We start from the raw sequence: 11,722 nt of genomic DNA on the forward strand, positions 1-11,722 counted from the left end.
GAAGATGAGTATCGGGATTACGGAACCAGGCACTGAAACTTTGGGATTGTTGCCGATGCCAGGCAACCCAGATCGCCAGAATCAAGGCGATGATCACTGGAGGTAAATAAGACCAGGCACGCAAACTGTCTGCGGTCAGAAAAAGGGGAATCAGCGCCCATACGGCCAGCGGATAAAACCATGCGCGCAAGGTTTTCACAAAAACAAAAAGAGTTTGTTCAGAATTTTGGGTAGTGCCATATTCATACGTCACCGACCACTGCACTACATCTGTAACCTTCACCACGAACTGTCTCAATCAAGGGCGCGTGACCGTATTCGTCAAGAACCCGCCGTAAACGGCGGATATGGACATCGACAGTGCGTTCTTCGATAAAACTTTGTCTGCCCCAAATCTGATCCAACAACATGTCGCGAGAAAAAACCCGATCAGGATTGGTCACAAACAGGCGCAACAAACGAAATTCCGTGGGCCCCAGATGCAACTGGACATCTTTGACATAAACCCGATGCGCGCGCAGGTCGACATGCAACTCACCCAGCTTCACCACACCGGCAGAATTATTACCATAACTGCGGCGCAACAAGGCGTTGACGCGGGCCACCAGCTCACGTGGTGAAAAGGGCTTGGCCAGATAATCATCTGCCCCCGATTCCAGGCCATGCACCCTATCCCCTTCCTCACCCCGGGCAGTCAGAAGAATGATCGGCAGTTTTTGGGTTTCTTCACAACGACGCAAGGCCCGACACCAGGCAAGACCATTTTCACCCGGTAGCATCCAGTCCAGAATAACGAGCTGAGGTGCCCAACTCTGGAGCGCCGGCTCAGCGGATTCCACACTGCCTTCGCAACGCACCTCAAAACCCTGACGATTCAGGGCAACCCGCAACAATTCCTGAATACCCTCTTCATCCTCAACAACCAGAATGCGTGCAGAGGAAATCTTTTCTTCTTCCATATCTGCCTTATCTCGGATTGACGCCCCTTCCCCCGGCATTGTGACTGATCAGCGGGGGGTCTGCCAAGCCGAAAAACCAGACAGATACTGTCCAGCAACATTTATGAGCGGATTTTATCGATCCCGAAACCGATTCCCACCACCAGTCGGACGTGAAGGCGCCCGGCGCTGAACGCCGGGCGCGGTCGGACGACGCGTATGCGGCGCATGCGGCTGACTGGAAAAGCTTTGCTTGGGCTCGAAACCCACAATGGTTTCTTTAGTAAAGGAGCGCTTCAGAAGTTTCTCTACGTCCGCCAATTGTTTACGTTCATCGACGCTGACCAGAGAAACCGCCTGACCATTATTCCCGGCGCGGCCAGTACGCCCAATGCGGTGCACATAGTCCTCCGGCACATGCGGCAGTTCAAAGTTCACTACATGGGGCAACTCACTGATATCAATACCTCGTGCTGCAATGTCCGTAGCCACCAACACCCGCACCTTACCTTCCTTGAATTCAGCCAAGGCACGAGTACGGGCACCCTGGCTTTTATCACCGTGAATGGCCATGGCCTGCATGCCCCCCTGGGAGAGATGTTTCGCCAGTCGATCCGCACCATGCTTGGTTCGGGTAAACACCAGCACCTGATGCCATTGTTGTTCACCGATAAGATGGGTCAGGAGTTCTCTTTTACGATCCTGATCCACCGCCAAAAAGCGCTGGGAAACCGTATCGGCAGTGGCGTTACGACTGGCCACTTCGACACTGACCGGATTATTCAGGAGGCCGTCTGCCAGGGTTCTGATTTCCGGGGAAAAAGTTGCAGAAAACAACAGGTTCTGACGCTTTTTGGGCAACACTGCCAGAATCCGTCGAATATCCCGGATAAAACCCATATCCAGCATACGATCCGCTTCATCCAGAACCAGAATTTCAACATGCGACAAATCCACACTGCGTTGCTGAATATGATCCAGAAGGCGCCCTGGTGTGGCCACCAGCACGTCCACACTGCGTCGCAACTTCTGCATTTGTGGATTGATTTTGACGCCACCAATCAGAATCAGGGAGCGGAGAGACAGATGTCGCCCGTAAAGCTGCACACTTTCTTCTACCTGAGCAGCCAGTTCCCGGGTAGGGACCAACACCAGGGCCCGCACGCTGGAGGGACCATGAAACGCAGTTTCCGACGTGGCGGCCAGTTTGTGGAGAATCGGCATGGCAAAAGCAGCTGTTTTGCCCGTACCGGTTTGCGCACCGGCAAGTAAATCCACTCCAGACATGACCACTGGTATGGCTTGTTCCTGAATAGGTGTGGGGGTGGTATAACCGCGTTCCGCTGCAGCACGCCAGATGGGCTCGGAAAGTCCGAGAGATGCAAAATCAGACGACATGGGATTTACTCCAAAAACACCGGCCTCGCCGCTAGGGCGTCAGTCTGGGCAGACGCTTCTCAAGGTGGGGACCAATGCAAAGGGCCATCATATAGACTGTATCATGATGGCAAACGTGACTTTATCAGAATATAAACATAAATACGAGAATAAAATGAGTTAATCGGCAAATCTCGCCATCAAAGCTTCGATCTGATCCAGCCGCCACCGATCAGACGCTCGCCCTGATAACACACCGCCGCCTGACCGGGAGTAATAGCCCGTTGTGCTTCATGAAAGTGAATTTCAGCACGACCATCTTCCTTCAGGAGCAACAGCCCCGGCTCCGGGCGTGAGCGATACCGCAATTTGACGGTCACAGTGTGTTCATCCGAAGCAGACAGGGGCGTCAGCCAGTTGCAGTCCTGCAAAAAGGCCTGAGGCTGATACAATTCATTTTCGCTACCGACTCGTACCTGATTACGAACCGGATCCAGGGCCAGCACGTAGCGCGGCTGACCACTGCCGCCCCCCAGACCTTTGCGCTGTCCTACGGTAAAATTCAGGGTTCCGGAATGATGCCCGATGACTTGACCGCTGCTATCGACCATCTCCCCTTCCTGCTCCATATCAAGGCCGGCATAATCCGCCAGGAAACGCCGGTAGTCCCCGTCCGGAACAAAACAGATATCCTGAGAGTCCTGCTTGGCTGCCACCGGCAAAGCGTGCCGCTGGGCGATGGCCCGAACCGCGTCCTTATTCATTTCACCCACCGGGAAACGCAGCTGCGGCAGCAGACCGGCATTCAGCGCAAACAGAAAATAGGACTGATCTTTTGCTGCGTCCTCACCCCGCAGCAAAGACATACCGGAAGACGTTTCCTGAAGACGGGCATAATGACCCGTACCGAGAATCGTGGCACCCAGCTTTTTACCTTCTTCCAACAGGGCATCGAACTTGAGAAACTGATTGCAGCGGGCACAGGGATTGGGCGTTCGCCCCGCCTGATATTCTGCCACAAACACATCCACAACCTGCTGGCGAAAAGCCTCGCGATAATCCAGAACCTGATAAGGGATATTGAGCCGGGCACAGACTTCGGCTGCGTCTTCAATATCTTTCTCGTCGCAACAACGACTTTTCGGCCAGAGGCGCATGGTGACGCCGATCAGATCATAGCCTTGTTCCTGCATGAGAATTGCTGCTACCGCAGAGTCTACGCCGCCGGAAAGTGCCACCAATGCCTTGGGTGCCGCCATGTTAACCTGCCCTTAGTCCCGCTCTGCCAGCCAGGCCATCTGGATGGCTTCGAGGACCCCTTCACTGGACTTTTCAGGATCATCATCAAAATCTGCAAGTTCGACAATCCAGCGATGCAAATCTGTAAATCGGAGCAACTGCACATCCGCATCGGGATGTGCTTCATCCAGCGCGAAAACAATATCCATGGTATCACCCCAATGCATCAGTGCCGCTCCTTTTCCAGATTGATGGTGTACTTGGGTATTTCAATGACGAGAGGGGTTTCCGCCACTTTGGCCTGACAACTCAGGCGCGAAGTGGGCTCAAGACCCCAGGCCTTGTCAAGAAGATCCTCCTCTTTTTCTTCGGCGGCTTCGAGGCTGTCAAAACCTTCCCGCAAAATGACATGACAGGTCGTACAGGCACAGGACATTTCACAGGCATGTTCAATCGCTATATGGTTGCGCATGGCCGCAGCAATAATGGTTTCTCCCGGCTCCGCCTCAAACTCCGCTCCTTCGGGGCAAAGTTCAGCATTGGGCAGTACTTGTATTTTAGTCATTCACTCTCCCAGGTCATCTATGGAACGGCCGGCAATAGCCCGCCGCAAGGCACTATCCATGCGTCGTTGCACCAGAGGTTCGGCTGCAGCTTCCACTGCCTCGGCGGCTTTACTGATGGCATCTGCGTCACTGCCTGCCAGACACTGCTCTAAATGCTCACTGGCGGCATCCAATTGGGCTTTTTCGTCCGCTTGCAGCAAGGCAGCATCAGTCGATAAGGCACCTTGCAAGGCTTCACGCACCCTTTCCCCTTCCACCCGTGCTTCGGAAAGACGCCGATGCGCTATGTCTTCAGCTCCATGCGCAAAAGAATCCTGGAGCATGCGGGCAATTTCCTCGTCATTGAGGCCAAAACTGGGTTTAACCAGCACCTCGGAACGCACGCCCGTACTAGTTTCTTCTGCAGATACCGTCAACAAGCCATCGGCATCAACCTGAAAGGTCACGCGAATCCGGGCAGCTCCGGCTACCATAGGGGGAATCCCCCGCAAACTGAAACGCGCCAGAGAGCGACAATCCTGCACCAGGTCCCGCTCCCCCTGGAGCACATGAATGCTCATGGCCGTCTGGCCGTCCTTGAAAGTCGTGAACTCCTGGGCTTTGGCAGCGGGGATAGGGGTATTCCTGGGTATAATTTTTTCCACCAACCCGCCCATGGTCTCCAGGCCCAAAGAAAGGGGTAAAACATCCATCAACAGTAAATCTTCACGCTGATTGCCCACCAACGCATCGGCCTGAATGGCCGCACCCAAAGCCACCACCTGATCAGGATCAATATCAGTCAATACCGGCTGCTGAAAAAATTCGGATACCAGACGACGCAGGGCCGGAACCCGGGTTGCCCCTCCCACTAACACCACCCCATCCACATCCGCCACTTTCAGACCCGCATCACGCAGGGCGCGCCGGCAGGCCGGAAGGGTGCGCTGCAAAACAGGCTGAATGAGGGTTTCAAGCTGCTTTCGCGTCAATTGGATGACGCGGGGAGCACCCTGCCCGGAGTCCAGCGTCAGCTCAACCTGCTCCTGATCTGTCAGGGCTTCCTTGGCCTGCCGCGCCTGTTGCAGAACTTGACGACGCCAGAGTGGATCATCCAGATGGATACCACTCTCCGCCATCAACCATTCAGCGATGGCATGGTCCATGTCATCGCCACCCAGGGCCGTATCGCCGGCAGTTGCCAGCACTTCAAACACTCCCGCCTGCAGGCGTAAAATGGAGATATCAAAAGTGCCGCCGCCGAGGTCATAAATGGCAAAAAGACCTTCACTTTTTTTATCCAGTCCATACGCCACTGCCGCCGCCGTGGGCTCGGCCAGCAGGCGCAAAACATTCAAGCCAGCAAGTCGGGCAGCATCTTTGGTCGCCTGCCGCTGCGCCTCATCAAAATAGGCGGGCACGGTAATGACGGCACCCTCGGGCTCAGATCCCAGCGTTTCCACGGCCAGATCTTTCAGAACCTTAAGAATTTCTGCAGAAACCTCAACGGGGGACTTTTCACCCGCACGCGTGCGCAGACGAATCATGCCTTCAGCGGGTACCAGATCGTAGGGTAAGTGCCCGGCCAAAAGTTGGACGTCTTCATGACCACGACCCATAAAACGCTTGACCGAAGCAATAGTGTTGTGGGGATCCTGCCCCGCTGCCGCCTGTGCCGGATAACCCACAACCACCTTGTCGTCTTCGCAGTAGCGCACCACCGAGGGTAACAAATATTGCCCGTCATGGTTGCGCATGACCGTCGGCAGCGCAGACAAAACGGAAGCTACCAGAGAATGGGTAGTTCCCAGATCAATCCCGACAGCCAGCCGCCGCTGATGCGGATCAGCAGTCATGCCCGGTTCTGCAATTTGCATTAAAGCCATGCTATAGCACCTTGTTTGTTCATGATAAAAAGCTCTGCGTATGGTCCCTGCAAAGCAACTACGCCAGGCTTTATCTTAAAAGTTCGTGTGACATATCCAAAAACTACAGATTTTGCAAAGACTCTTCGCCACGATCAATTTCACCCAGGAGTTTGTCCAGAAACTGTAACTCACGCAGTACAGATCCAGCCTCGTCAACCTGTTCACAGGGCAGCTTTTTCAAGAGGATGTGAAGCTTGTTTACCGCTTTGGATGAAGCGTCTTCCACTTCTCCACGCAATTGGTCCAACCCGTTCTGGTCCCTGGCTGCAAGCACATCTTCCAGACGCTCCCGATACATCATCTGGGTCATCAGCAGTGACGGATCAGCTACCTTGACCTGCTCACCCAGGGCATCAATTTCCTGACGTTGCAACAAATAGTCCGCACGCTTCAGGGGATCACGCAGTACCGCCAGCGCTTCATTCAGCCGGGTACTCCACTCCAGGGAAAAGCGCCGGGTCGTCGCATCTGCCCGGGCAAAGCGGTCGGGATGCAGGATTTTCTGCAACTGCAATACCTGACTCCGTAATTCCTGCAGATTCAGATCATAGCTTTCCGGCAACCCGACCACACCGAACAGTGACAACTCCGCACGAAAGGGCTGAATGGCCCCACAGGAATGACAAAGTGCGGGGGGAGCATTGAGCTCCGCCCCGCACTGAATGCATACTTCCGCCATCAGGTCGTGAAGCTCTCGCCGCAGCCGCAGGAGTCCTTCACATTGGGGTTGTTGAAGCGAAACCCTTCATTCAGGCCTTCACGGGTAAAATCCAGCTCCGTCCCGTCCAGATAAATAAGGCTTTTCGGATCCACGAACAGACTCACATCATCATGGGGAAAAACCATATCTTCCGGATTGGGGGCATCCACAAATTCCATCACATAGGATAAGCCGGAGCAGCCGCTGGTTTTGACACCAATACGGATTCCCAGGCCTTTACCACGTTTGGCTATGCTCTTGCGAACCTGCTGGACTGCGCTTTCCGATAAAGTCAAAGCCATGACCGTATCCTTAGTGTGCCACCTGGGCGGCAGCCACTTCAGCATGACTGTGCCCGGCACCCTGCTTGCTGCGATAGTCTTCCACAGCCGCCTTGATAGCATCTTCTGCCAGCACAGAACAGTGGATTTTGACGGGGGGCAGTTCCAGCTCTTCGGCAATATGACTGTTTTTGATCGTCATGGCCTCGTCAAGTGTTTTACCCTTGACCCACTCGGTAACCAGTGAGCTGGAGGCAATGGCCGAACCGCAACCATAAGTCTTGAACTTGGCATCTTCGATGATGCCCTGCTCGTTTACCTTGATCTGCAGACGCATGACGTCTCCACATGCGGGCGCGCCTACCATGCCGGTGCCAACCCCACTATCATCCTTGTCCATCGCCCCGACATTCCGGGGATTTTCATAATGATCGATCACTTTTTCGCTGTATGCCATGACTATTCTCCTTGCTTGAGGGCCTTAATGTGCGGCCCACTGAATACTGTTAAGATCTATGCCTTCCAGATGCATTTCCCAAAGCGGTGACAACTCCCGCAATTTGCCCACCTTGCCCGCAATCAACTCGATGGTGGCATCGATTTCCGCCTCGGTCGTAAAGCGCCCAATACCGAAACGAATGGAACTATGGGCCAACTCATCGGACTTACCCAGTGCCCGAAGCACGTAAGACGGCTCCAGACTGGCTGAAGTACAGGCTGAACCGCTGGAAACCGCGATTTCCTTCAGCGCCATAATCAGAGATTCGCCTTCAACAAAGGCAAAACTGATGTTCAGGTTATGCGGAACCCGATGTTCCATGCTGCCATTAATATAGGTTTCCTCAACACGATCCTGAATGCCTTTGAGCAGACGATCGCGCAATTTACCAATTCTTTGGGCATCAGCATCCATCAATTGAACGGCCAGTTCCGCAGCTGCTCCCATACCAACAATCTGGTGCGTGGGCAAAGTGCCTGAACGCATGCCCCGTTCGTGACCACCACCATGCACCTGAGCCTCCACGCGCACCCGGGGCTTACGCCGGACATACAGAGCACCGATGCCTTTGGGGCCATAAATCTTGTGTCCGGACACGCTCATCATGTCCGCCTGAATGGCTTCTACATCTACTGGTATCTTACCCAGGGCCTGCACCGCATCCACATGAAAAAGTACCTTGTGCGTCCGCAAAATCCGGCCAATTTCTTCCATGGGCTGGATGACACCGATCTCATTATTCACGAACAGCACCGAGGCGATGATGGTATCTGGGCGAATGGCGGCTTCGAAAGCCTTCAGATCGAGCAGACCATCTTCCTGAACCTCCAGATAAGTGACCTCAAAACCTTCCCGCTCCAACTGACGGCAGGTGTCCAGAGTCGCTTTGTGCTCGGTGCGCAGGGTGATAATGTGCTTGCCCTTGCCGGAATAAAAATGCGCCGCGCCTTTCAGGGCCAGATTGGTGGCTTCTGTTGCGCCTGAGGTCCAGACAATTTCCCGGGGATCCGCATGAAGCGCATCCGCCACCTGCTGACGGGCTTTTTCGACGGCCTTTTCTGCTGTCCAGCCATAAGCATGGGAACGGCTCGCTGCATTGCCAAAATCATGGGTCAAATAAGGCAGCATCTGTTCCAACACCTGTGGGTCTACCGGCGTGGTCGCCTGATAATCCAGATAAATGGGACGATCCGGGTCAATCAGCAAGGGTTTCTTGCTTTCCAGGTCGATAATTTGGGGTTGATTCATTTTCTGCACCTCACGGTATCAAGCGGTATCATGTGTTGCCGCACGCAACGCATGACGATTTTGCATACGAACAGGCACACCCTGCGCCGATTCTTTTTGTAAATGTCGGGCAACCAGATCACCCAAGGTGATATTCCCGAGAAAACTGGCGATACGCTCGCCCAATTCTTCCCACAAATCATGGGTCAGGCATTGCTGGCCTTCACCCTTGCAGCAGTTTTGTGGTTCTCCACCACATTGGGTTGTACTGATGGACTCATTAACCGCCTCGACAATCATGGTCAGGGGAATTTCCGAATCCGGCACAGCCAGCCGATAACCCCCACCAGGCCCACGTACACTTTCAATCAGCCCGAAGCGCCGCATACGTCCAAACAACTGCTCAAGATAAGCCACCGATATTTGCTGACGTTGGGAAACATCCGCTACCGTCACCACGCCGTCACTCTGGTGCAGAGCCAAATCCAGCATGGCTGTCACGGCATAGCGGCCTTTCGTCGTCAATTTCATATCAGGTAACCTATGCTGCACATCCTACTATCTGTACTAATTTAGTCAAGTATTCTGTTTTGAAGTTCCCTGTTCAGCAGAATCCGGCTCTGCTTCCAGAGAACAAGCGATTTCCTCGACCGGCATCAAGGCTTCACGCGGCTGTAATTGTTGCAATCCGGACCTGATCTGGGTGATTTCGGCATCCTGACGATGCATGTGTTCAAGCATGCATTCTATCGCTCGCGCTACCGGGTCAGGCATCTGCCCGGTCAGTCCATAGGCCTCAAAATTATCCGGGTGTTGTTCCCCTTTATTCACGATCCGGCCGGGAATCCCCACCACTGTCGCCCCTGCCGGAACCGATTTGACCACGACCGCATTGGAACCAACCCGGGCCTGATCGCCAACCATAATGGGTCCCAGCACTTTGGCCCCCGCGCCGACAATCACGCCATTACCCAATGTGGGATGACGCTTGCCCGGTTGCCAGGACGTTCCACCCAGGGTAACGCCATGATAAAGCGTACAATCGTCACCAATTTCTGCCGTCTCACCGATCACTACACCCATGCCATGATCAATAAAAAAGCGCTGCCCAATGCAGGCACCAGGATGAATTTCAATGCCCGTCCAAAAACGGGAAAAAGCCGCGAGACTGCGGGCCAGCAAGTGCCAGCGCCGTTTCCATAGCCCATGGGCAAGACGGTGCATAAACAGGGCATGCACACCGGGATAGGTCAGCAAAACCTCAAGACGATTGCGGGCGGCAGGATCACGGGCAAATACGGCATCCAGGTCAGCACGCCAATGACCAGCCATTCGTTATGTTCCTCCAGGTTTTACGCGCCCTTGTCAGCCCGCATTAAAGACTATCCCGACCCTTTTTGTCTACTATTCGTCGCCCAGCGCTGTATTTCGGTGAGAATGCCGCGCAGAATATTGACTTCATTAGCCGTAGGCCGGGCTCGATCATAGAGACGGCGCAATCGACGCATCATCCGGATGGCACGAATTTCCTGTAAAAAACCACTTTGCCGCAGAACCTGCTCCAGATGACCATAAAAACCTTCCATGTCCTCCATAGGCGCTGCCAGTTCTACGCTGGTTACAGCGGGATCAGGGTGCAGCTCCAGATTTGCCTGAAGAGTCGCCATGTGCAGTTCGTAAGCCAGAACCTGCACCGCCTGACCAAGATTCAGGGAATGATATAATTCCGCCGTGGGAATATTCACCAGAACCTGACAGTGATCCAGCTCCTCATTGCTGAGCCCCGTGCGCTCACGGCCAAAAACCAGCGCACAATTTCCGTCAGCAAGCTCCGTAACCATTTCCACAGCCGCCTCGCGGGCATCCAGCACGGGCCACTGAATGCGGCGATCCCGGGCACTGGTTCCATAGACCCTGCTGCAGCCCTGCAAGGCTGCAGCAAGGTCTTCTGAGACTTGCGCCCGTTCAAGAATATCCTCGGCACCTGATGCCAGTGCTGTCGCTTCAGGATGAGGAAAAAAACGAGGATTCACCAGGACCAGATGTTGCAGTCCCATCACTTTCATGGCGCGGGCAGTCGCGCCAATATTGCCCGGATGGCTGGTTTCCACCAGAACCACCCGCAGCCCCTCCAGAAATTTTGTACTCAAGCTATCTTACTCCTGATCACGCGCTGTTTAGTTTGATGCACAGCGCTATTCGTGCGGTCATTGCCGTTCTCCTTTATACTGGACCCAATTTGTTTTGCCATAGGGTTCCCATGCAGCATCCCATATTAGTTACCGCTATCCGTGCCGCCCGTAAAGCCGGCGACATCATCAATCGCAGTTTTGCCCGGGTCAATGAAATCACCATCACCAGCAAAGCGCACAATGACTTTGTGACCGACGTGGATCAACGCGCCGAGGCCGCCATTGTCGAAATCATCCGCCGCGCCTACCCGGATCATGGCATTCTGGCCGAAGAAGGTAACCGGATTCCTGACAAGGATTTTGAATGGATTATCGATCCTCTCGACGGCACCACCAATTTCATTCATGGCATGCCACAGCTCTGTGTTTCCATTGGCATTAAACATTTTGACCGACTGGAACATGCAGTTATTTACAATCCCATCCACGATGAGCTGTTTACCGCGACGCGCGGGGGCGGCGCCCATCTCAATGATCGCCGCCTGCGTATTGCCCAACGCAAAGATCTGGATGGCGCGCTTCTGGGTACCGGGTTTCCTTTTCGGGATTTTTCCTATCTGGATACCTATCTCGCCACCTTCAAGGCCTTCATGCTGAAAACTGCAGGCATTCGGCGCCCGGGTTCTGCCGCTCTGGATCTGGCTTATGTGGCTGCCGGCCGTTATGACGGATTCTGGGAATTCCACCTCATACCCTGGGATCTGGCAGCGGGCGCACTGCTGGTTCAGCTGGCCGGAGGGGTCGCTACCGACTTTACGGGGGTCCATGGATTTCTGGAAAATGGCAACATCGTTTC

At 54.2% G+C, this 11,722-nt stretch carries 14 protein-coding genes and 1 pseudogene; 1 reads left to right on the forward strand and 14 read right to left on the reverse strand.

What is annotated here, in order from left to right:
* The 14 genes and pseudogenes from AC2VLY_RS16355 to AC2VLY_RS16420 form a co-directional block, all read right to left on the reverse strand.
* Positions 1-253, reverse strand: a pseudogene (locus AC2VLY_RS16355) (hypothetical protein); the annotation flags it as partial.
* Positions 243-959, reverse strand: a complete 717-nt coding sequence (phoB, locus tag AC2VLY_RS16360) for a phosphate regulon transcriptional regulator PhoB (RefSeq protein ID WP_193649939.1) — start codon at positions 957-959, stop codon at positions 243-245. The gene phoB and the pseudogene AC2VLY_RS16355, both read right to left, overlap by 11 nt.
* 114 nt (positions 960-1,073) lie before the next feature.
* Positions 1,074-2,336 (reverse strand): DEAD/DEAH box helicase, encoded by a 1,263-nt coding sequence (locus tag AC2VLY_RS16365; protein ID WP_486893100.1) that lies wholly within the window; start codon positions 2,334-2,336, stop codon positions 1,074-1,076.
* 179 nt (positions 2,337-2,515) lie between these two features.
* Positions 2,516-3,574, reverse strand: a complete 1,059-nt coding sequence (gene mnmA, locus AC2VLY_RS16370; protein ID WP_486893101.1) for a tRNA 2-thiouridine(34) synthase MnmA — start codon at positions 3,572-3,574, stop codon at positions 2,516-2,518.
* Between the two features lie 12 nt (positions 3,575-3,586).
* The gene (gene iscX, locus AC2VLY_RS16375; RefSeq protein ID WP_010638760.1) at positions 3,587-3,781 is read right to left on the reverse strand and encodes a Fe-S cluster assembly protein IscX; all 195 of its coding nucleotides are present in this window, start codon (positions 3,779-3,781) and stop codon (positions 3,587-3,589) included.
* Positions 3,781-4,119: an ISC system 2Fe-2S type ferredoxin gene (fdx, locus tag AC2VLY_RS16380; RefSeq protein ID WP_075322849.1), complete on the reverse strand. Its 339-nt coding sequence runs from the start codon at positions 4,117-4,119 to the stop codon at positions 3,781-3,783. The genes iscX and fdx overlap by 1 nt, the downstream gene beginning before the upstream one ends.
* Positions 4,120-5,985, reverse strand: a complete 1,866-nt coding sequence (gene hscA / locus AC2VLY_RS16385; RefSeq protein WP_193649936.1) for a Fe-S protein assembly chaperone HscA — start codon at positions 5,983-5,985, stop codon at positions 4,120-4,122.
* 103 nt (positions 5,986-6,088) lie between these two features.
* Positions 6,089-6,706 (reverse strand): Fe-S protein assembly co-chaperone HscB, encoded by a 618-nt coding sequence (gene hscB / locus AC2VLY_RS16390; RefSeq protein ID WP_193649935.1) that lies wholly within the window; start codon positions 6,704-6,706, stop codon positions 6,089-6,091.
* Positions 6,706-7,029: an iron-sulfur cluster assembly protein IscA gene (gene iscA / locus AC2VLY_RS16395; RefSeq protein WP_193649934.1), complete on the reverse strand. Its 324-nt coding sequence runs from the start codon at positions 7,027-7,029 to the stop codon at positions 6,706-6,708. The genes hscB and iscA overlap by 1 nt, the downstream gene beginning before the upstream one ends.
* A 10-nt stretch (positions 7,030-7,039) precedes the next feature.
* Entirely contained in the window at positions 7,040-7,465 is a 426-nt protein-coding gene (iscU, locus tag AC2VLY_RS16400) for a Fe-S cluster assembly scaffold IscU (RefSeq protein WP_193649933.1), read from the reverse strand.
* A 24-nt stretch (positions 7,466-7,489) separates the two neighbouring features.
* Entirely contained in the window at positions 7,490-8,755 is a 1,266-nt protein-coding gene (locus AC2VLY_RS16405) for an IscS subfamily cysteine desulfurase (RefSeq protein ID WP_227485235.1), read from the reverse strand.
* Between the two features lie 18 nt (positions 8,756-8,773).
* Positions 8,774-9,265, reverse strand: coding sequence for an Rrf2 family transcriptional regulator (locus AC2VLY_RS16410; RefSeq protein ID WP_193649932.1), 492 nt, complete (start codon positions 9,263-9,265; stop codon positions 8,774-8,776).
* 45 nt (positions 9,266-9,310) lie between these two features.
* Positions 9,311-10,066, reverse strand: a complete 756-nt coding sequence (gene cysE, locus AC2VLY_RS16415) for a serine O-acetyltransferase (RefSeq protein ID WP_193649931.1) — start codon at positions 10,064-10,066, stop codon at positions 9,311-9,313.
* 50 nt (positions 10,067-10,116) lie between these two features.
* On the reverse strand, positions 10,117-10,884 hold the full coding sequence (locus AC2VLY_RS16420) for an RNA methyltransferase (protein ID WP_300254225.1): 768 nt from the start codon (positions 10,882-10,884) through the stop codon (positions 10,117-10,119).
* 110 nt (positions 10,885-10,994) lie between these two features.
* Between AC2VLY_RS16420 and AC2VLY_RS16425 the strand changes: the two genes are divergently transcribed.
* The coding region (locus AC2VLY_RS16425) for an inositol monophosphatase family protein (RefSeq protein ID WP_486922664.1) at positions 10,995-11,722 on the forward strand (728 nt) is incomplete at its 3' end.

Source organism: Acidithiobacillus sp. TH-A36 (assembly GCF_057473445.1).